Origin of the sequence: Cellulomonas sp. Y8 (assembly GCF_008033115.1) — a bacterium.
In the GTDB taxonomy this organism is placed as follows: domain Bacteria; phylum Actinomycetota; class Actinomycetes; order Actinomycetales; family Cellulomonadaceae; genus Cellulomonas.
Genome location: NZ_CP041203.1, coordinates 371068 through 392403, shown reverse-complemented (window position 1 = coordinate 392403; position 21336 = coordinate 371068). Strand labels below are relative to the sequence as shown.

The 21336-nt window shown below is 76.7% G+C and carries 14 protein-coding genes and 2 pseudogenes; 13 read left to right on the top strand and 3 right to left on the bottom strand.

Going from position 1 to position 21336, the window contains the following annotated elements; genetic code table 11:
* Positions 1 to 31 precede the first annotated feature (31 nt).
* Positions 32 to 421, top strand: a complete 390-nt coding sequence (locus FKM96_RS01795) for a DUF3040 domain-containing protein (RefSeq protein WP_147793791.1) — start codon at positions 32 to 34, stop codon at positions 419 to 421.
* 700 nt (positions 422 to 1121) lie between these two features.
* Here the strand turns inward: FKM96_RS01795 and FKM96_RS01790 are convergent.
* The 3 genes from FKM96_RS01790 to FKM96_RS01780 are packed head-to-tail and all read right to left on the bottom strand — an operon-like array spanning position 1122 to position 5589.
* Positions 1122 to 3368, bottom strand: coding sequence for a DUF3488 and transglutaminase-like domain-containing protein (locus tag FKM96_RS01790; protein WP_147793790.1), 2247 nt, complete (start codon positions 3366 to 3368; stop codon positions 1122 to 1124).
* Entirely contained in the window at positions 3365 to 4558 is a 1194-nt protein-coding gene (locus tag FKM96_RS01785) for a DUF58 domain-containing protein (protein WP_246855142.1), read from the bottom strand. Before FKM96_RS01785 ends, FKM96_RS01790 begins: the two co-directional genes overlap by 4 nt.
* 26 nt (positions 4559 to 4584) lie before the next feature.
* Positions 4585 to 5589, bottom strand: coding sequence for a MoxR family ATPase (locus FKM96_RS01780; RefSeq protein WP_147793788.1), 1005 nt, complete (start codon positions 5587 to 5589; stop codon positions 4585 to 4587).
* A gap of 454 nt (positions 5590 to 6043) precedes the next feature.
* Between FKM96_RS01780 and mraZ the strand changes: the two genes are divergently transcribed.
* The 12 genes and pseudogenes from mraZ (at position 6044) to FKM96_RS01725 (ending at position 21318) form a co-directional block, all read left to right on the top strand.
* A complete protein-coding gene (gene mraZ / locus FKM96_RS01775) occupies positions 6044 to 6478 on the top strand; it encodes a division/cell wall cluster transcriptional repressor MraZ (RefSeq protein ID WP_147796856.1) in 435 nt (144 codons plus the stop codon).
* 238 nt (positions 6479 to 6716) lie between these two features.
* Entirely contained in the window at positions 6717 to 7838 is a 1122-nt protein-coding gene (rsmH, locus tag FKM96_RS01770; protein WP_246855141.1) for a 16S rRNA (cytosine(1402)-N(4))-methyltransferase RsmH, read from the top strand.
* Complete coding sequence (locus tag FKM96_RS01765; protein ID WP_210417347.1) at positions 7835 to 8245, top strand: hypothetical protein; 411 nt, start codon at positions 7835 to 7837, stop codon at positions 8243 to 8245. Before rsmH ends, FKM96_RS01765 begins: the two co-directional genes overlap by 4 nt.
* Entirely contained in the window at positions 8242 to 10113 is a 1872-nt protein-coding gene (locus FKM96_RS01760) for a penicillin-binding protein 2 (RefSeq protein ID WP_246855140.1), read from the top strand. Before FKM96_RS01765 ends, FKM96_RS01760 begins: the two co-directional genes overlap by 4 nt.
* A 94-nt stretch (positions 10114 to 10207) precedes the next feature.
* Positions 10208 to 11428: pseudogene (locus tag FKM96_RS01755) on the top strand (Mur ligase family protein); the annotation flags it as partial.
* Between the two features lie 55 nt (positions 11429 to 11483).
* Positions 11484 to 11819, top strand: a complete 336-nt coding sequence (locus tag FKM96_RS21205) for a glutamate ligase domain-containing protein (protein ID WP_246855139.1) — start codon at positions 11484 to 11486, stop codon at positions 11817 to 11819.
* Positions 11816 to 13304, top strand: a pseudogene (gene murF, locus FKM96_RS01750) (UDP-N-acetylmuramoyl-tripeptide--D-alanyl-D-alanine ligase). The gene FKM96_RS21205 and the pseudogene murF overlap by 4 nt, the downstream one beginning before the upstream one ends.
* Complete coding sequence (gene mraY / locus FKM96_RS01745) at positions 13301 to 14377, top strand: phospho-N-acetylmuramoyl-pentapeptide-transferase (RefSeq protein ID WP_147793787.1); 1077 nt, start codon at positions 13301 to 13303, stop codon at positions 14375 to 14377. The pseudogene murF and the gene mraY overlap by 4 nt, the downstream one beginning before the upstream one ends.
* 2 nt (positions 14378 to 14379) lie before the next feature.
* Positions 14380 to 15831: a UDP-N-acetylmuramoyl-L-alanine--D-glutamate ligase gene (murD, locus tag FKM96_RS01740; protein WP_246855137.1), complete on the top strand. Its 1452-nt coding sequence runs from the start codon at positions 14380 to 14382 to the stop codon at positions 15829 to 15831.
* A gap of 11 nt (positions 15832 to 15842) precedes the next feature.
* A complete protein-coding gene (gene ftsW / locus FKM96_RS01735) occupies positions 15843 to 17075 on the top strand; it encodes a putative lipid II flippase FtsW (RefSeq protein WP_147793786.1) in 1233 nt (410 codons plus the stop codon).
* A 101-nt stretch (positions 17076 to 17176) separates the two neighbouring features.
* Positions 17177 to 20194: a UDP-N-acetylmuramate--L-alanine ligase gene (gene murC / locus FKM96_RS22035; protein ID WP_147793785.1), complete on the top strand. Its 3018-nt coding sequence runs from the start codon at positions 17177 to 17179 to the stop codon at positions 20192 to 20194.
* Between the two features lie 176 nt (positions 20195 to 20370).
* Positions 20371 to 21318: a cell division protein FtsQ/DivIB gene (locus FKM96_RS01725; RefSeq protein WP_147793784.1), complete on the top strand. Its 948-nt coding sequence runs from the start codon at positions 20371 to 20373 to the stop codon at positions 21316 to 21318.
* The last annotated feature ends 18 nt before the right edge of the window (positions 21319 to 21336 follow it).

Genomic DNA, 21336 nt, shown 5'->3' with positions numbered 1-21336 from the left:
GAAGTCCCGACGGCGGAGCACGGGGGTTGGAATGCCTCTCTCCGAGTACGAACAACGTGTACTGGAGCAGATGGAGCGTCAGCTCACGTCTGATGATCCCCGGCTCGCGAACACGCTGACATCGCGTGGGCGAAAGCCGGTCCTGCGGTACGTCCTGGGCGGCATCGGTGCCGTCGTAGGGCTGCTGCTCCTGGTGGTGGGCGCTGCGGCGTCCGAGGTGTGGCTCGGCGTGCTGGGCTTCGTCGTCATGTTCGCCTCCGTCGCGATCGCGTTCACGCGCCCGCGTCGCGGTGGCGGGCCGGTCGGCGTCGTCCGGGCCGACGGCAGCACCGCACCGCGCCCTGCGGCCCCCAAGGCCAAGAAGGGCTTCATGTCCCGGATGGAGGACCGCTGGGACAAGCGGCGCGACCAGGGTCGATGACGACCCCGTTCACGTCCGCCTGACCCACCGGCGTCGACGCACCCGGGCCCGCTCCGCGAGGGGCGGGCCCGCGGCGCGCCGCCACACGCGGTCCGCTCGTGCACGGTCCGCTCGTGGGCGGTTTTCTCGCGCGCGGTCCGCTCGTGGGCGGTTTTCTCGCGCGCGGTCTTCTCGCGCGCGGTCCGCTCGTGGGCGGTTTTCTCGCGCGCGATCCGCTCGTGGGCGGTTCTCTCGCGCGCGATCCGCTCGCGCGCGGGAGCGCCCGCGTCGTCTCCGCCGCGCTCCGGGCGCTCACGGCAGCCACCGAACGCGCCGCCGGGTGCACGTCGCGCGCCGCTCCCGACGCTCAGGACGCGCTCGCCCGCGACGCCGTCGGCCGCGAGATCGGTGCTCCGGCCCGAGATCGGTGCGTTGAACCACCGATCTCGCGGCAAACCGCCGATCTCGGCGGGGCGGGCGGGCCGATCTCGGCGGGGCGGGCCGGTCTCGGGCGTTGGCGCGGCCGGCTCGGACGCGGCACGGGAGCGCCGGAGGCGCGGGGCGGGTGGAGGTGCGGGCCAGGCGCGGCGCGGGTGTGCGGATGTCGGCGCGGCGCGGGCCTGGAGCGGCGCGGGTGTGCGGATGTCGGCGCGGCGCGGGCCTGGAGCGGCGCGGGTGCGCGGGTGGCGGCGCGGGGCGCGAGGGCGGGTGCTCGCTCGCCTCAGGCCTCGGCCGGGCGCGTGCCCGCGGCGGGTCGGTCGCCCGCAGCGCGGGTGCTCACGTCGGTCAGCACGGCCGCGACCCACGCCTGGAGCTCCTCCGGGTCGTCGTCCACCGGGTCGGGGGCGTAGCGCTCGCGCTCCAGCGCGGCCGCCAGCGCCACCAGCGCGCGGTCGGCCTCCGGGCCGAGCGGGCGGCTGCGGCGCGCCTGGACCTGGGACCGGATCGCCGCGACCGCCTGCCGCGGCGTGCGGGAGTCGGACCACGTGATGCCCGCGCGCCGGAGCCGGTCGCGGAGCCGGCGCCAGGCGACCTCGGGCGCGAGTCGGAGCGCGGGCCGGCGACGTCGGCGCACCGCCAGCACGGCGGCGAGGGCGGTCGCCACGACCAGCAGGGCGACCACCGCGATCAGCGGACCCCGGGTGCGCGGGTTCGCGACCACGCCCGGCAGCCCGCCCTGGTCCTGCGGGGCGGCGGTGGTGGCGGCGGCGCTCGGGGTGCTCGTGGTCTGCGGGGCGCCGGCGGTGGGGGCGGTCGTCGGGGCGGCGGCGCTGAACGGGTTGCTCCAGGACGGCGGCGGGCCGGTCTGCACCGCGGGGGTCGGCTCGAACCGGACCCAGCCCGTGCCGGGGAAGTACAGCTCGGGCCAGGCGTGCGCGTCCGCGCCGGTGACCCGGTAGGTGCGGTCGGTGCCGAGCTCGCCGGGCAGGAAGCCGACCCCGAGCCGCGCCGGGATGCCGAGGGTGCGCGCGAGGACCGTCATCGAGGTCGCGAACTGGACGCAGTACCCGCGGCGGCTCTGCAGGAAGTCCCACACGGCGTCGTCGCTGTCGCCCGGCTCGATCGAGGTGTCGTACCGGAACTGGGTGCCGTCCCGGAAGTAGGTCTGCAGGGCGAGCGCCTGGTCGTAGGGGGTGGCCGCGTCGTCGGTGAGCTCGACGGCGAGGGCGCGCAGGTCGTCGCCGTGCTCGGTCTCGGGGACCTCGAGGTAGGTCTGGACGTCCTCCGGTACGTCGCCGGTCGCGGCGCGCAGCAGGTCCGGGCTGAGGTCGGGGACCTCGACGAGCATCTCGTAGCCGCTGCCCGCCTCGGTGCGGCTCCGGCTGACCACCTCGTCCCGGGCGGCGTCGTAGGTCCACGGCCCGTCGATCTGCACCGTGCGCGGGAACGTGCTGACGGGCAGGCGCTGCTCGCGGAGGGCGCCGATCCGGACCTGGACGTCGGTGAGGGTGCCGCGGCCGCCGTCCGGAGCCGCGCCGACCAGCGACGGGTCGGAGGCGAGCAGCCCGTCGGGGTCCCACTCGGCCAGGTCGTCGGCGGGCTCGCGCTGCCAGGACCGGCCGTCGAAGTCGCGCAGGGTGAACGACCGCAGCGGCCCGACCAGCGACGCGGTGGCGGCAGGCCCCTCGGCCTCGTCGTCGACGCGCTCGACGGTGTAGCTGAGCACGACCTGCGACGACTGGTCGCGGAGGCTCTCGCGCAGGTCGAGGTCGTCGGCGAGCCGGACCGGGCCGACCGCGCCGGTCCCGACGTCCGGCAGGTCGACCCACGACCACGCGGGCACGGCGGACACCGCCGGGCCGGCGGCGAGCGTCACGGCGACGAGCCCCGCGGCGCCGGCCAGCACGACGCCGGCGCGCCGTCCGGTGCGGTCGCGCGACACCGGCGGCTGCGCGAGCGCCAGCAGCAGCAGGTAGCAGAACCCGGTCGCGGCGAGCGCCCAGGTGCTGCCGGGGAAGCCGAGGACGACGGCCGGGGTCCACATGGCGACGTAGGCGATGCCGGTGAGCGCGGGCATGCCGCACCCGACGGCGAGCAGGTCGGCCGCGAGGAAGACCAGGACCGCCGCGGCGACGAGGATGAGCTCGACGGGCGGCCACACCGCCATCGGCACGACCGAGGTCTCGATGAGCTGGGCCGCCTGCTGCAGGAGCTGGCCGGTGTGCTGGATCGTGCCGGGCCCGACCAGGAGCGGGTTGCCGCCCGGGGGCGTGGCGTAGAAGGCCAGCAGCGCGTACGCGGCGACCACGAGCCCGACGAGCGACGGCAGCCAGGTGGAGCGGGTGAGGCTTCGGGTGCCGCCCACGACGAGCGCGGCGCCGGCGACGGCGAGCACCGCGTGCAGCACCCAGGTGCCGCCGGCGAGCAGCCCGGACAGCGAACCGAGCGCGGTGCAGGTCGCGACGGCGGTCAGCGCGGTGGCGGCGGGGGAGCGCCACCCGCGACGCAGGGCCGCGCCGCCGCTCACGCCGCACCGCCCGTGAGCCGCCACCAGGTGGCCTCGAGGTCGGCTCCGGGCTCGGCCTGCACGACGCGCCACCCGGCGCGGCGCAGCTGGCGGGCCGTCGCGGTCGCCCTCTCGTCGTCGTCCGCCCCGCGGACGAGCGCCCAGCCCGGGCGGGTCTGGCTCACCCCGGCGAGCGCGGCGCGGCCGGCGGGGCCCTGCGGGCCGAGCACGGCGATCACCAGCCCGGAGCCGCCGTCCGCGTCGTCGAGCCCGCGGATCTCCGCGAGCAGCGCGGCCTCCGCGGCTGCGGCGTCGGGCTGCCCGGTCAGGTCGACGGTCGAGTCCAGCAGCTGCTGGCGGCCGGGCGCCTCGAGCCGGGCGGCGTGCGGGTCGTCGGCGGCGGTGCCGGTCAGCAGGTGGGTGGGGTGGCCGGCGGCGTGGGTCGCGAGCGCGACCGAGGCGGCCAGGGAGATGCACCACTCGAGAGCCTCGCCGGGCGCGGGCTGGTCGAGCAGCACGGTGACCGGGCGCATGCCGGCCCGCTCGTCGGACCGGACGACCAGCTCGCCGCGGCGGGCGCTGCTCGGCCAGTGCACGCGCCGCAGGTCGTCGCCGACCCGGTAGTCGCGGAGCGCGGCGTCGTCGGGGGCCGGCGACCGGGCGCCGACGACGGACCGCTCGGGCTCCGCGACCAGCAGCTCCCGCGGGACCGGCAGGTCGACGACCGAGGGCCACACGGTGACGGTCTCGCGCGCGCCGAGGGTGGCGCGGACCCGGGCGACGCCGAACGGGTCGGTGCGGGTCACGACGAGCGGGCCGAGCGCCCACCGGCCGCGGCGGGTCGCCTGCACGGGGTAGCGCAGCCGGACGGCGCGGGGCTCGCGCGCGACCGTGGCGCGCAGCGGCCGGCCGCCGGACAGCTCGACGGCGGCCTGCTCGCGCAGCTGGAGGTCGGTGAGCCGCGCCCGGGACGCGCCGCGCGCGAGCCCCACCTCCACCTGCACGTCGGCGGTGCGGCCGACGTGCACCGGGTCGGGCTGGACGGTGCGCCGGGTGCGCAGGCCCTGGCCGCGGCCGGGGTCGACGACGCCGACCGCGAGCATCCCGAGCACCACCAGCAGCACCGGGAGCGTGCCGATCGTCAGCAGGTCCGTCGACCCGAAGGCGGTGCCGGTCGCGCCCACGGCCAGGCCGAGGACCACGAGGCCCACGCCGCGTCGGGTCGGGCGCAGGCGCATCAGCCCGCCGCGGTCCGGTCGCGCACCGCGGTGCGGGCCGGCGCGGGGACGGCCACGCGGGCGACGAGGTCGCCGATCACGTCCTGGCCGCTGCGCCCGGACAGCCGGGACTCGGCGCTGAGGATGACGCGGTGCGCCAGCACCGGCTCGGCGAGCTGCTGCACGTCGTCGGGGAGCACGTGGTCCCGGCCGTCGACCGCGGCGAGGCCCTTGGCCGCGCGGAGCAGCTGGATCGCCGCGCGCGGGGAGGCGCCGAGCCGCAGGGCCGGGTCGTCGCGGGTGCCGGAGACGAGGTCGACCACGTACTGCTTCACCGCGGGCGAGGCGTACAGGTGCCGGGTGGCGTCGATGAGGCGGGTGACCTGGTCGGCGTCGGTGACCGGCGTGACGTGCGCCAGCGGGTCCGAGGTCTCCTGGGTGTCGAGCATGGCGAGCTCGGCCTCGGCGCTCGGGTAGCCGACGGTGAGCCGGGCCATGAACCGGTCGCGCTGCGCCTCGGGCAGCGGGTAGGTGCCCTCCATCTCGACCGGGTTCTGCGTCGCGACGACGAGGAACGGCCGGGGGAGCGGGTACGAGGTGCCGTCGACGGTGACCTGCGCCTCCTGCATGGACTCCAGCAGCGCCGACTGGGTCTTGGGCGAGGCGCGGTTGATCTCGTCGCCGATCACGATGTTCGAGAACACCGGGCCGGGCCGGAACTCGAACTCCTGGGTCGCGGCGCGGTAGATCGTGACGCCGGTCAGGTCGCTCGGCAGCAGGTCGGGCGTGAACTGCACGCGGCCGACGGTGCAGTCGATCGTGCGGGCCAGCGCCTTGGCCAGCGTCGTCTTGCCGACGCCGGGGACGTCCTCGAGCAGCAGGTGCCCCTCGGCGAGCAGGACCGCGACGGCGGTGCGGACCAGCTCCGGGCGGCCGGTGACGACGCGGGCGATGCTCCCGCGCATCCGGTCCGTCACGGTGATGAGCTCGTCCATCGCGGACGCGCCGGGCACTGCTACGGGCATGGGGACCCCCTCGGTCGACTGGGGGAAGCCTAAGCGGCGCCGACCCCGGGCGGGAGGTGAACGTGCACCCGGACTCCCCACTTCCCCCCACCCGGACCACCCCGGGGCCCTCCACCTTCCTCCCCGGACCGGGGTGCCTGTCGCGTCCCGCCGGTCGTACACGCTCGCTGACCTGCGAAGACGGCACACCCGGGCCAGCGAGGCCGCGCTCGCCGGGACGGCCGGCGCGACCCGCCGGGGCCCGCCCCGCCCCCTCGACCCTCCACCTCGCTCCACCTGCGCTGACCTGCGGCGACGCAAGAACTTCACCCGCCTGCCGCGAACTCCTCCCGAGCGGGTGGAGCGAAGTGGAGTACCGTGGAGCCATCGGGTGCCGAGGGGTGCCTGTGCGCGCGGTCCGGGGGAGGTGGACGACGTGGGGTTCGAGCAGGCGCTGGCCGGGCTCGGCTCTTCCGTGCCCTTCCTCGGGACGCACACCCCGAAGCTGGACGAGAAGGGGCGGCTGATCCTCCCGGCCAAGTTCCGCCCCCAGCTCGCCCAGGGTCTGGTCATGACCCGGGGCCAGGACCGCTGCCTGTTCCTGCTGCCGCTCGACGAGTTCGCGCGGATGCACGACAAGCTGCGCCAGGCCCCCGTGACCAGCAAGCAGGCCCGCGACTACCTCCGCGTGTTCCTGTCGGGCGCCTCGGACGAGACGCCCGACAAGCAGGGACGCATCTCGATCCCCCCGATGCTGCGCTCCTACGCGGGGCTCGACCGGGACGTCGCCGTGATCGGCGCCGGCACCCGGGTCGAGGTCTGGGACCTGCAGGCGTGGGAGACGTACCTGGCGGAGCAGGAGGCCGGGTACGCCGAGACGGCGGAGGAGGTCTTCCCCGGCGCCTTCTGACCCGCACGACGCCGCACCACCCAGCACCACCCGCACCACCCAGCACCACCGCCCGGCGAGACCTCCCCCCGGCAGCTCTGACGCACTTCCCCGGCGTCAGAGGGCCGGTGGGGGATCTGGTCGGACGGCGGAGGGGCCGCCCGACCACCCCCGTGCCCCACGAAGCACCACCCGCACCACCCACCCGCACCACCCACCCGCACCACGCAGCCGCACCACCCGGAGGAAGGAGACCCCCGTGCCCGACGCGCCCGAGCTGCCCGACCAGCCCGCCCGCCCGGAGCGCGACGCCGCCTCCCGCCACCTCCCGGTGCTGCTGCAGCGCTGCATCGACCTGCTCGCCCCCGCCCTGGCGGAGCCCGGCTCGGTCCTGGTCGACGCGACGCTCGGCATGGGCGGCCACACCGAGGGCGTGCTGTCCGCGCTGCCGCACGTGCGGGTGGTCGGCATCGACCGCGACCCGCAGGCGCTGCGGCTGGCCTCGGCGCGGCTCGCGCCGTTCGGCGACCGGTTCACCCCGGTGCACGCGGTCTACGACGAGATCCCCGAGGTCGTCGAGCGCCTGGGCCTGCCCGGCGTGCAGGGCGTGCTGATGGACCTCGGCGTGTCCTCGCTGCAGCTCGACGAGGCCGAGCGCGGCTTCGCGTACGCGCAGGACGCGCCGCTGGACATGCGGATGGACCCGACGCGCGGCCGCACGGCCGCCGAGGTACTCAACACCTACGACGAGGCCGACCTCGTCCGGGTGCTGCGCGAGTACGGCGAGGAGCGGTTCGCCGGCCGGATCGCCCGCCGCATCGTGCAGGCTCGGGAGAAGGCCCCGCTGGAGCGGACCGCCGAGCTGGTCGACCTGGTCCGGGCGGGCATCCCCGCCGCGGCCCGGCAGACCGGCGGCAACCCGGCCAAGCGCACCTTCCAGGCGCTGCGGATCGAGGTGAACGACGAGCTGGCGGTGCTGGCCCGCGCGATCCCGGCGGCCGTCGAGTCGCTGGTGGTCGGCGGCCGGATCGTCGTGGAGGCGTATCAGTCGCTCGAGGACCGCCTGGTCAAGCGCGCGTTCGCCGCCGGTGCCGAGATCAGCGCCCCGCCCGGGCTCCCGGTGGTCCCGGACACGCACGCGCCGTACCTGCGGCTGCTCACCCGCGGCGCGGAGGAGGCGGACGCCGCCGAGCTCGCCCGCAACCCGCGCTCGCAGTCCGTGCGGCTGCGCGCCGCCGAGCGGCTGCGCCCCACCCCCGAGCACCTGCGCCCCACCCCGGGCGACGCCGGCAGTACCGGCGGTCCGGGCGCCCGCCGCCCGGACCGCAGCCGCAGCCCCCGCACGCCCCGCACCCCGAACGGACCGAGGAGAACCGCATGAGCGCCGAGCAGGTCGTCCGCGCACCGCGCGTCCGCCCCCGCCCGTCCGACGCGCCCCGGTCCGCCCCGGAGCGGCCGCGGCTCCGGCTGGTCCGGCCCCCGGCGCAGGCGCGCACGCACGTGCCGTTCGTCGTCACCTGCATGGCGATCCTGGCCGGCGCGCTGCTCGCGGCGCTGCTGCTGAACACGCAGCTCGCCGCCGGTGCGTACGAGCAGCGCTCGATGGACGTCGAGCTCGCCCAGCTGGCGCGCGACGAGCAGTCGCTGTCCGCCGAGCTGGACGCGAACAAGGCACCCGCGAAGCTCGCCGAGGCCGCCACCGGCCTCGGCATGGTGCCGGCCGGGTCGACCGGCTGGCTGCGGCTGGCGGACGGGACGGTGCAGGGCGACGTCGGGGCCGGGCAGTGAGCACGCCCACCACCCGGCGCACCGCCGCGCCCGCCCGCCCGGTCCGGACCCCCGCCCGGCGCCCGGCGACCGGGGTCCCGACCCAGCGCGGCCCCCGCGGCCCGTGGACGCCCCGCCCGGGCGGCCCGAGCGTCGCGATGCTCGACCGCCGCCGCACGGTGCTGGTCGTGGTCGTCGCGCTGCTGCTCACCGTGTTCTCCGGTCGGCTGCTCTGGCTGCAGGGCGTCGGCGGCGACGCGATCGCGGCGGAGGCGCTGACCAGCCGGCTGACCACGGCCCAGCTCGTGGCGGCGCGCGGCACGATCACCGACAGCGAGGGCGAGGTGCTCGCCACCTCGGTCGACCGCTACGACATCGTGGTCAACCAGCGCCTCGTGAAGACCTGGTCGACGACGGAGGACGGCACCACCTACTCGGGCGCGGCCGGCGCCGCGCAGCTGATGGCCCCGATCCTCGGCGTGAACGCGGCCGAGCTGGGCGCGACGCTGGACGGCGACGCCGGCTACAAGTACGTCGCGAAGAACGTGCTGCCCGAGGTGTGGCAGGCGGTCCGCGAGCTGCGGATCAACGGCATCACGTCCGAGCAGGTGGCCGAGCGCGTCTACCCGAACGGCAACCTGGCGGGCAACCTGCTGGGCTGGGTCAACTCCGAGGGGAGCGGCGCCCAGGGCCTGGAGGCGACGCTCGACGCCGACCTGTCGGGCACGCCCGGGGAGACGACGTACGAGCGGGGCCGCGGAGGCCAGCAGATCCCGGGCGGGTTCGAGGAGTCGACCGCCGCGACCGACGGCCGCAGCGTGCAGCTGACGATCAACTCGGACATCCAGTGGAAGGCCCAGCAGGCGATCGAGCAGCAGGTCGCGAAGACCGGCTCGGACTCCGGCACGATCGTGATGAGCGCGATCAAGACCGGCGAGGTGCTCGCGATGGCCGAGTCCCGCACGGTCGACCCGAACGACCCCGGCGCGGACGACACGCTGTGGGGCGGGTCGAGCGCGGTGTCCGACGTGTTCGAGCCCGGCTCGACCGCGAAGATCATCACGATGGCCGCGGCGATCGAGACCGGCATCACCGACCCGCTCGAGCAGTACACGGTCCCGTACAACTACACGACGGCCAACGGGCAGACGTTCAAGGACTCGCACGAGCACGCCGGGATGCAGCTGACGACGACCGGCATCCTCGCCGAGTCCTCGAACACCGGCACCGTGATGATCGGGCAGGACCTGCCCGAGCAGGTGCGCCACGACTACCTGGCGAAGTTCGGCTTCGGCCAGAAGACGGGCATCGAGCTGCCGGCCGAGCAGGCGGGCCGGCTGTGGGACGCGGACAAGTGGGACGGCCGCACCAAGTACGCCGTCCTGTTCGGCCAGGGCCTGTCGGTGACCGCGCTGCAGGCGACGGACGTGTTCGCGACGATCGCCAACGGCGGCGTCCGGGTCACCCCGCACCTGGTCAAGGGCTGGACCGAGCCCGACGGCACGTTCACCCCGTCGCAGGCCGCCGAGACGACCCAGGTGGTCTCGCCCGAGACCGCCCAGACGGTGCTCACCATGATGGAGAGCGCGGTCGACGAGGGCACGGGCTCGGCGGCGGCGATCCCGGGCTACCGGGTGGCCGGCAAGACCGGCACCGCCCAGGCCTGGGCCGCCGACGGCACCCAGGGCATCACCGCGTCGTTCATCGGCGTCGCCCCCGCGGACGACCCGGCGATCGCCGTCAGCGTGATCCTGCACAACCCGCGGACGTCCGAGTGGGGCGGCACCGTCGCCGCGCCCGTGTTCTCCGACGTGGCCGGCTACGCGCTGACCGAGCTCGGCATCGCCCCCAGCGGGACGCAGCCGCAGCTCTTCCCGACCACGTGGTGAGCACCGTGCGCGCCACCAGCACCGTCGCGCCCGCGCCCGCCCGCCCGGCCGGCCCGGTCGCGGGCGTCCGCGGCCCGCGCGGTAGATTCTCCCTATGACGTCCCCGCAGGGCCGGCTGCGGCCGGAGCACCCCCACAGCCGCCGGGTCGCCGACCTCGCCGACGCGTTCGGGCTCGTCAGGGCCGGTGCCGCGCTGCCGGCGGAGCTCGCGACATCGGGGGTCACCGTGGCGAGCGGCGACGCCCTCCCGGGCGACCTGTTCGTCGCCGTGCCCGGCGCGCACACCCACGGCGCGACCCACGCGGCGCAGGCCGCGGCCGCCGGCGCCGTGGCGGTCGTCACGGACCGGGCCGGTGCCGAGGTGCTGGCCGCGTCCGCGGACGACGCCGTGCGCGCGCTGCCGGTGCTGGTGACCGACGACCCGCGCGCGATCGCCGGCGTCCTGGCCGCCGAGCTGCACGACCACCCGGGCCGCCGCCTGACCACCGTCGGCGTCACGGGCACCAACGGCAAGACCACGACCATGTACTTCGTCGAGGCCGCGCTGCGCCGGCAGCACGAGCGGACGATCGTCATGGGCACGGTCGAGCTGAAGATCGGCGACGAGGCCGTCGAGAGCCCCCGCACCACGGTCGAGGCGCCGGTCGTGCAGTCGATCCTGTCCCGCGGTCTGGAGCTCGGCGCGACCGCCGCCGCCATGGAGGTGTCCTCGCACGCGCTCGCGCTCGGCCGGATGAACGGCCTGGAGCTCGACGTCGCGGGGTTCACGAACCTGCAGCGCGACCACCTGGACTTCCACGGCGACATGGAGGGCTACTTCCGCGCGAAGGCGCAGCTGTTCCGCGCCGGACACGCGCGCCGCGGCGTCGTGGTGGTCGACGACGAGTGGGGCCGCCGGCTGGCCGACCAGGCCGAGATCCCCGTCGACACCGTCGCGACGCACGTCGGCGCCCCGGAGGGGGAGACGGCCGACTGGGCCGTGACCGAGGCCGACGTCGGCCTGGACGGCGTGGGCTCGACCTTCACGCTGCGCGGCCCGGACGGCGCGGGGCACCGCGCCGCGAGCCCGCTGCCGGGGCTGGTCAACGTGTCGAACGCCGCGCTGGCGATCGTGCTCGCGCACCGCGCCGGCGTGCCGCTGGACGTCGCGATCGACGCCGTCGGCACCGCCTCGGGCGTGCCCGGCCGGATGGAGCGCGTGATCGAGCGCCGCGGCGGCGCGAGCCCGCGTCCGCTGTGCCTGGTCGACTACGCGCACACCCCGGACGCGCTGGTCCTGGCGCTGGAGGCCGTGCGGCCGATCACGCCCGGACGGCTCGTCATCGTCTTCGGGTCGGACGGCGACCGCGACCGCGGCAAGCGGGCCCCTCATGGGGCGGATCGCCGCCCGCCTCGCGGACGTGCTGGTCGTGACCGACGAGAACCCGCGCTCGGAGGACCCCGCGTCCATCCGGGCCGCCATCCTGGACGGGGTGCGCGAGGAGCGCCCCGCGCTGGCCGACGTGCACGAGGCCGTCAGCCGCACCCAGGCCATCCACGACGCCCTCGACCTCGCGACGGAGCTGGACACCATCATCATCACGGGCAAGGGACACGAGCCGACCCAGGAGATCGCCGGGGTCTTCCACCGGTACAACGACCGCGACGTGCTGCGGGCGGCGGACGCCGCCCTGACGGCGCGCGAGGCGCAGGAGCAGACCGCGTGATCGCGATGACGGCGGCCGAGGTGGCCGCAGCGACCGGGCGGGCGCCTGCACCCCGAGGACCTGGACCCGGCCACGGTCGTGACCGGCCCGGTCGTGGTCGACTCCCGCCAGGTCGAGCCCGGCTCGCTGTTCGTGGCGCTGCCCGGCGAGCACGCGGACGGCCACGACTTCGCGGCCGCCGCGGTGCGCTCGGGCGCGACCCTGGTGCTCGGCTCCCGCCCGGTGACGCAGGACGGCCCCGACGACGGCGGCCCGACGGCGCTGCCGGTGGTCGTGGTCGACGACGTCGAGAAGGCGCTCGGCGACCTGGCCCGCGTGGTGCTCGAGCGGCTGCGCGAGGCGGCGGTCGAGCCCGGCGGCACGGACCTGCGGGTCATCGGCGTCACCGGCTCGGTCGGCAAGACCACCACCAAGGACCTGCTGGCGCAGCTGTGCGCCGCGGCGGGCCCGACGGTCGCCCCGGAGAAGTCGTTCAACAACGAGATCGGCCTGCCGCTCACGGTGCTGCGCGCCGACGAGCGGACCCGGTTCCTCGTGCTCGAGATGGGCGCCTCCGGGATCGGGCACCTGACCTACCTGACGGACATCGCGCCGCCCGACGTCGCGGTGGTGCTGGTCGTCGGCCACGCGCACCTCGAGGGCTTCGGCGGGATCGAGGCCGTGGCGCGCGCCAAGGCCGAGCTCGTCGCCGGGCTGGCCCCGGACGGCGTCGCGGTGCTGAACGCGGACGACCCGCGGGTGCTCGCGATGGCGAGCCAGGCGCCGGCGGCCGTCGCCACCTTCGGCACGACCACGGGCGCCGACGTGCGCGCGGTGGGCCTGCGGGTGGACCGCGCCGGGCGCGCCGGCTTCACGCTGGACGCCGGGCGGGTGCCGCCGGTCGAGGGCGACGGCTCGCGGGAGACCGCCGAGGTCACCCTGCGGCTGGTGGGGGAGCACCACGTGCACAACGCGCTGGGCGCGGCGGCGGCCGCGCTGGCCGTCGGGCTGCCGCTCGCGGACGTCGCGGCCGGCCTGTCCGCCGCGGACGCGATCAGCCCGCACCGGATGCACGTGGTCGACCGCCCCGACGGGATCACGGTCATCGACGACTCCTACAACGCCAACCCCGACTCGATGCGGGCCGCCCTGCGCGCGCTCGCCGTCGTCGCGGGGCGCGAGCGCCGGTCGGTGGCCGTGCTCGGCGAGATGATGGAGCTCGGCGAGGACGCGCGCCGCGAGCACGAGGCGATCGGCCTCCAGGTGGTCCGGCTGAACGTCGGCCTGACCGTCGTGGTCGGGTCCGGCGCGCTCGGCATCTTCGCCGGGGCGCAGCGCGAGGGCTCCTGGGGCGACGAGGTGGTCATGGTCGACGACGTCGAGGCGGCGACCGCGTTCCTCGAGCGCGAGCTGCGCGCGGGTGACGTGGTGCTGCTCAAGGCGTCGAACGGCGCCGGTCTGTGGCGCCTGGGAGACCTGCTGACGGACACGGGGGTGCGGGCATGATCTCCGTCCTCGTCGCCGGCGGCGTCGCGATGGTCGTCGCGCTGCTCGCCACCCCGCTGTTCATCAACTTCCTGGTCACCAAGCAGTACGGCCAGTTCATCCGCCAGGACGGCCCGACCGCGCACTACACCAAGCGCGGCACGCCGACGATGGGCGGCGTGGTCATCATCGGGGCCACGCTGATCGGCTTCGGCGTCGCGGCCCTGGTCACCGGGAACCTGCCGAGCGCGTCCGCGCTGCTCGTGCTGTTCCTCATGACCGGCCTGGGGGTCGTCGGCTTCCTCGACGACTACATCAAGATCTCCCGGCAGCGCAGCCTCGGGCTGTCCGCCCGGTGGAAGATCGTCGGCCAGGGCTTCGTCGGCATCACGTTCGCGGTGCTGGCGCTTCAGTTCCCCGACGCCACGCTGCGCACGCCGGCGTCCACCAGCATCTCGTTCATCCGGGACACCGGCCTGGACCTGGCGTTCGCCGGGGCCACGATCGGCGCGATCCTGTTCGTGATCTGGGCGAACTTCCTCATCACCGCCTGGTCGAACGCCGTGAACCTCACGGACGGGCTCGACGGACTGGCCACCGGGTCGTCGCTGATCGTGTTCGGCGCGTACGTCATCGTGTGCGTCTGGCAGTTCAACCAGCGCTGCGGGCTCGCGGAGAATCTCAAGTGCTACGCCACCCGCGACCCGCTGGACATGGCCGTGGTCGCCGCGGCCGTCACGGGCGCGTGCTTCGGCTTCCTGTGGTGGAACGCCAGCCCGGCCAAGATCTTCATGGGCGACACCGGGTCGCTCGCCCTCGGCGGCGCGCTCGCCGGCATCTCGATCGTGACCCGCACCGAGGTGCTGGCCGCGATCATCGGCGGCCTGTTCGTCATCATCGTGCTGTCGGACGTCATCCAGATCGGCTTCTTCAAGATGACCGGCAAGCGGGTGTTCAAGATGGCCCCGCTGCACCACCACTTCGAGCTGTCGGGGTGGGGCGAGGTCACGATCGTCATCCGGTTCTGGTTGATCGCCGGGCTGTTCGTCTCGCTGGGCATCGGGATCTTCTACGCGGAGTGGGTGACGGGCTGACCGTGGCTGCCGACCTGAGTGGGGCCGAGGGTCTGGGCCGGGCGCGGGTCGTCGTCGCGGGGCTCGGCGTGTCCGGGCGCGCCGCGCGCGACGTGCTCGCCGGCCTCGGCGCGCGGGTGACGACCGTCGACGACCGGGCGGAGGACGCCGACGTCCGCGACGTCGCCGCGTTCCTCGCGGGCGACGGGCTCGCGGGGGTCGACGTGGTCGTCGCCTCGCCCGGCTGGCCGCCGGCGCACCCGCTGCTCGCCGCCGCCCGCGCGGCCGGCGTGCCGGTGTGGAGCGAGGTCGAGCTGGCCTGGCGGCTGCGCGTCGACCGGGACACCGGTGACGGCCCGGCGCCCTGGCTGGCCGTCACGGGCACGAACGGCAAGACCACGACGGTCGAGATGCTCGCGTCCGTCCTGCAGGCGGCGGGGCGGCGCACCGCCGCGGTCGGCAACGTCGGCACCCCCGTGGTCCTGGCGGCGACCGACCCGGCTCTGGACGTGCTGGCGGTCGAGCTGTCGTCGTTTCAGCTGCACCACACCGAGTCGATGGCCGCGCAGGCGGCCGCGGTGCTCAACGTCGCCGCCGACCACCTCGACTGGCACGGCTCCCTGGACGCGTACGCGGCGGACAAGGGCCGGATCTACTCCGGCGTCGAGGTCGCCTGCGTGTACAACGCGGCCGACCGCACGACCGAGGACCTCGTGCGCGAGGCCGAGGTCGCCGACGGCGCGGTGGCCGTCGGGTTCACGCTCGGCTCGCCCGGGGTCGGGCAGGTCGGGCTGGTCGACCGGATGCTCGTCGACCGCGGGTTCGCGACGCTGCGCCACACGCACGCGGCCGAGCTCGCGACGTTCGACGACCTGGCGCACCTGGCGGGCCCGGACGGGCTGGCGCCGCACGTGGTGCAGAACGCCCTGGCCGCCGCGGCGCTGGCGCTCGCGCACGGCGTGCCGCCCGAGGCCGTCGGCGCGGGCCTGCGCGCCTACGCGCCCGGGGCACACCGCATCGCCACCGTCGCCGAGGTCGACGGGGTCCGGTACGTCGACGACTCCAAGGCCACCAACGCGCACGCCGCGGCCGCCTCGCTCGCCTCGTTCGCCGAGGGCAGCGTCGTGTGGGTCGCCGGCGGCCTCGCCAAGGGCGCGACGTTCGACGAGCTCGTCGCCCGCCGCGCCGACCGGCTGCACGCCGTCGTGCTCATCGGGGTGGACGCCGCCCCGCTCGCCGACGCGCTCGCCCGACACGCGCCGCAGGTCCCCGTCGTCCGCGTGGATCCCGGTGACACTGGGTCCGTGATGTCCCGCGCCGTGACCGAGGCCCGCCGCCTGGCGGAGACCCGGGCCGCGGCCGGCACCACGGTCCTGCTCGCACCCGCGTCCGCCTCGATGGACCAGTTCGCCTCGTACGCCGCCCGCGGCGAGGCGTTCGCCGCCGAGGTGCGCGCCCTGCACCCGAGGGGGTGACCCCGGCGCCGATGGCACAGACGACGGACGCCCCGGCCCCGCGCGCCGCCGAGCGGCGCCCCTCCCGCCTCGGGCAGTGGAACAGCGCGGTGACGAGCTACTACCTGCTCGTCGGCGCCAGCCTGCTGCTGCTCGTCCTCGGGCTGGTCATGGTGCTGTCGTCGTCGTCCGTGGACTCGCTGGCGTCGGGCAAGTCCCCGTACACCGTGTTCCTCGGGCAGGCGCAGTACGCGATGATCGGTCTGCCGCTCATGTGGCTCGCCTCGCGCATCCGGCCCGCCACGTACAAGAGGCTCGCGTGGCCGCTGCTCGGCCTGGGTGTCGTCGCCCAGCTGCTGGTCTTCTCCCCGCTGGGCCGGAGCAAGGGCGGCAACCAGGGCTGGATCTACCTGCCGGGGTTCTCGGCCCAGCCGTCCGAGGCGCTCAAGCTCGCCCTGGTGGTGTGGCTCGGGATGATCCTCGTCCGGAAGCAGCCGATGTTCGACGACTGGAAGCACGCCGCGGTCCCGGCGATCCCGATCGCCGGCGGTGCGATCGGCCTGGTGCTGCTCGGGCACGACCTCGGCACGGCGATGATCATGATCCTGCTCGTGGCGGGTGCGCTGTTCGTCGCCGGTGTGCCGATGCGGATCTTCGCCGGCGCCGGCGTGCTCGCGGGCGCCGTGGTCGCGGCCCTGGCGATCGGCAGCACGAACCGGGTCGGCCGCATCCTCAACTTCTTCAGCGGCACGTGCGACGTCACCGCCGGCTGCTACCAGACCAAGCACGGCCTGCAGGCGCTCGCCACCGGCGGCTGGTTCGGGCTCGGCCTGGGCCAGAGCCGGGAGAAGTGGTCGTACCTGCCCGAGGCGCACAACGACTTCATCTTCGCGATCATCGGCGAGGAGCTGGGCCTGATCGGCACGCTCCTGGTGCTCGCGCTGTTCGGCGTGCTGGCGTTCGCGATGTTCCGGGTGATCGCCCGGCACCGCGACCCGTTCGCCCAGATCGTCACCGGCGGTGTCGCGGCGTGGATCATCGGCCAGGCGCTGGTGAACATGGGCGTGGTCGTCGGCCTGCTGCCGGTCATCGGCGTGCCGCTGCCGCTGGTGTCCGCGGGCGGCTCGGCCCTGATCACCACGCTGGTCGCGCTCGGCGTCGTCATCTCGTTCGCCCGCACCGAGCCGGGCGCCGCGGAGGCGCTCGCCGCGCGGCCCAGCGTGGTCCGCCGGTCGCTCGCCGTGATCGGCCGGACCCGTGCCTGACCGCCGCCGCGCCGCCGGGACCCGGCACCGCGCGCGCCCCACCCCGACCTGAGCGGCCACCGCCGCGCCCGACCCGCCTGCCCGTGACCCCGGAGGACACCGTGACCGCACCCGACGCCCCCACCGGCCCGGCGGAGGGCGCCGAGCCCCGTCCGCGCGCGGTCCTGCTCGCCGGCGGGGGCACGGCCGGGCACGTGAACCCGCTGCTCGCCGTGGCGGAGGAGCTGCGCGCCCGCGACCCCGAGCTGCGGGTCGCCGCCCTGGGCACCGCCGAGGGGCTCGAGGCGCGGCTGGTGCCGGAGCGCGGGCTCGAGATGTTCGTGGTCCCGAAGGTGCCGCTGCCGCGGCGGCCCACCGTCGACTGGGTGCGGCTGCCCCGGCTGCTGCGCGAGGCGGTGGACGCCGCGGGCGCCGCGATCGACGAGCTCGGCGCGGGCGCCGTCGTCGGCTTCGGTGGCTACGTGTCCACGCCCGCCTACCTCGCCGCCCGGTCGCGGGGCGTGCCGGTCGTCGTGCACGAGCAGAACGCCCGCGCGGGGCTCGCCAACCGGCTGGGCGCCCGGCGCGCCGTCGCCGTCGCCGTGACGTTCCCGGGGACCCGGCTGCCGCGCGCCCGGGTCACCGGCCTGCCGCTGCGCCCGGAGATCGTGGACCTGCTGGCGGAGCGCGCGGCGGACGCGGGTGCGACCCGGCGGCGCGCGGCGGCGGAGCTGGGCTTCGACCCCGAGCGGGTCACGCTGCTGGTCACGGGCGGCTCGCTGGGCGCGCTGTCGGTGAACCGCGCGGTCGCCGCGCAGGCCCGCGCGATCCTCGCCACCGGCGCGGAGGTGCTGCACCTCACCGGGGCGGGCAAGGCCGAGGACGTCCGCTCCGCGGTCCGCGGGGTCCCCGGCGCCGAGCGGTACCACGTGCGCGAGTACCTGGCCGAGATGGAGCAGGCGCTGGCGGTCGCCGACCTGGTGGTCTGCCGGTCCGGCGCCGGCACGGTGAGCGAGCTCGCCGCGCTCGGCATCCCCGCGGTGTACGTACCGCTCCCGGTCGGCAACGGCGAGCAGCGGCTCAACGCCCAGCCGGTCGTCGCCGAGGGCGGCGGCGTGCTGGTGGCGGACGAGGCGCTGACGGGGGAGTGGATCGCCGCGCACCTGCTGCCGCTGCTCGCGCCCGAGGCCGCCGGCCGGCGCCGCGAGATGGGCGAGGCGGCCGCGCGGGTCGGCGTGCCGGACGCGGCCGGGCGGGTGGCCGACCTCGTCGAGGACGCGCTGGCCGAGGGCGAGCGGCTCGCGGCGGAGCGGGCCGAGGCGGAGCGCGCGGCGGCCGAGCGGGCCGCGGCGCAGGAGACCGAGCGGGCCGAGCGCGCGGAGCAGGACCGGCTCGCCGCCGAGCGGGCCGAGGCCGAGCGGGTCGCGGCGGAGGCGGCCGGTGCGGAGGCGGACGGGGCGGCCCTCGACGTGCCCGGAGACGACGACGTGGCCGGGCGTGCCGGCGCGGTGCCCGCGTCGCCGCCGCTGACGGTGGCGACCCCGGTCGTCGCGGCGGCGGGCTCCGGCGACCCCCCCGCGCGGGACGCCGCCGCGCCCGTCGGCGCGCTGGCGGACCTCGGCCGGGTGCACCTGGTCGGCGTCGGCGGCGCCGGCATGTCCGCGGTCGCCGGCCTGCTGGCCGCGCGCGGCCTGACCGTGTCGGGCTCCGACGCGAAGGAGGGGCCCGCGCTGGACGGCCTGCGCGCCGCGGGCGTCACCGTGCACGTCGGCCACGACGCCGCGCACGTCGAGGACGTCGACTCGGTCGTCCTGTCGAGCGCCATCCGCGAGACCAACCCGGAGCTGGCCCGGGCGCGGGAGCGCGGCCTGCCGGTGCTGCACCGCTCCGAGGCGCTGGCCGCGCTCATGGCCGGCCGCATCGGCATCGCGGTCGCCGGCGCGCACGGCAAGACGACGACGTCCGCGATGGTCGCCACGGCGCTGACCGCGGCGGGGCGCGCGGACGAGGTGCTCGACCCGTCGTACGCGATCGGCGGGACCGTGCTGACCCCCGAGGGCGCGACCCCGGGCTACCGCACCGGCGCCGGCGAGGCGTTCGTGGCCGAGGCCGACGAGTCGGACGGCTCGTTCCTGGCCTACGCGCCCGCGGTCGCGATCGTGACCAACGTCGAGCCCGACCACCTGGACCACTACGGCACCACCGAGGCGTTCGAGGCCGCGTTCGCGGCGTTCGCCGACCGGGTGCTCGACGGCGGCGCGCTGGTCGCGTGCCTCGACGACCCGGGCGCGGCGCGCCTGGTGGCCGAGGTCGGCGAGCGGCTGACCCGGCGCGGCGTCCGCGTGCTCACCTACGGCACGGACGCCTCGATCGGGGAGCTCGGGCCGGACCTCGTCGTCGGCCCCGTCGTCGCCGCGGGCGGCACCTGGCGCACGACGCTGACCTCGCGGACGGCCGAGGTGCCCGGCGCCGACCTCGCGCTCGCCGTCCCCGGCGAGCACAACGCCGCCAACGCCGCCGCCGCCTACCTCGCGGCCTGGGCCGTGGGCGCCGACCCCGCCGCCGTCGCCGCGGGGCTGGGGGAGTTCCGCGGCACGGGCCGCCGGTTCGAGGACCGGGGCACCGCCGCGGGCGTGCGGGTCGTCGACGACTACGCCCACCACCCGACGGAGGTCGCGGCGCTGCTGCGGACCGCGCGGGGCGTCGCCGGCGACGGCGCGGTGCACGTGCTGTTCCAGCCGCACCTGTACTCGCGCACCCGGACGTTCGCGACCGAGTTCGGCGCGGCGCTCGACCTCGCGGACACCGTCGTCGTGACCGACGTCTACGCGGCCCGCGAGGACCCGGACCCCGAGGTGTCGGGCGACACGATCGTGCAGCGGGTGCCCACGCCCGGACGCGCGCGGTTCGTCGCCGACCGGCACGAGGCCGCACGGGCCGTGGCCGCGGCGGCCGCGCCCGGCGACCTGGTGCTGACCGTGGGCGCCGGCGACGTGACCGAGCTGGGCCCGGTCGTGCTGGCGGCGCTGGCGGGCGCGGGCACCGGCGAGTCCGACGCCGCCCCGGCCGGCGACGACGCCGAGGCCGGCGCGGTCGGCGACGGCACCCCCGGCACCGCCCCGGAGGCGGAGCAGGCGTGACGCCCCCGCAGCGCCCGCGTCCGCCGCATCCGCCGCGCCCCGCGGCGCCGCGGCCGGCCCCGGCACGCCGTCCTGCGCCCCGGACCACCCCGGACGACCGCGACGGGACCGCCCCCACGGCGGCGGTCCCGGCGGCCGGGCGCCCGGCGACCCCGCGCACGGACGGCCGCCCGGCGGTGCCGCGCGCGACCGGCGCCCGGACCAGCACCCCCGGTGCCGGAACCCCCGGTGCCGGCACCCCCCGGACGGCGGAGACGCCGGCGGCCGCTGCGGCTCCCGGCGGCGGGCGCACCTCCGGCTCCGCCGCGCTCGCCCCGCGCACCGGCGCGTTCCCCGTGCGCCCCCCGGTGGTGAGCCAGGGGTCGGCCGCACGCTTCGCCGAGCGCGCCCGTGCCCGGCGCCGGCTGGCCTGGCGGCAGATCCTCATCGCCGCGGGCTCGGTCGTCGTGGTCGGTGCCCTCGCCTGGCTGCTCCTGCTGTCCCCGGCGCTCGCCCTCGACGCCGAGCAGGTGCGGGTCACCGGCGCGGGGACCGTGGTCGCCGTCGACCAGGTGCGCGACGTCGTGGACGACGAGGCGGGCACCCCGCTGACCCGGCTCGACACCGCCGCGCTGCGCCAGCGGCTGCTCGACGTGCCCGGCGTCCGGGACGCGGCCGTCACCCGGGACTGGCCCCACGGCCTGGCGGTGCAGCTGGAGTCCCGCGAGCCGGTCGCCGCCGTGCCGGAGGCGTCCGACGTCGCCCAGCACGCCGACGGCGACGACGCGACGGGGCCCGGCTACGCCCTGGTCGACCAGGACGGCGTGAAGGTCGGCCGGTCCGACGTGCCGCCGGAGGGCCTGCCGGTCGTCGAGGTCCCGGTGGGCGAGGCCCGGATCCTGTCGGCGGCGCTCGGCGTGCTCGAGGCGCTGCCCGAGGACCTGCTCGGGGCCATCGGCCAGGTGTCGGCGGGCACCCGGGACACCGTGCGGTTCACGCTGCGCGACGGCGCGACCGTCGAGTGGGGGAGCGCGCAGGACTCGGCGCTCAAGGTGGCGGTCCTGCAGGCCCTGCGCGCGGCGCCCGAGACGGCGGGCTCGGCGCGGTACGACGTGTCCGCCCCGACGATGCCGGTCGTCGGGTGATCCCGGCCCGACACGCGC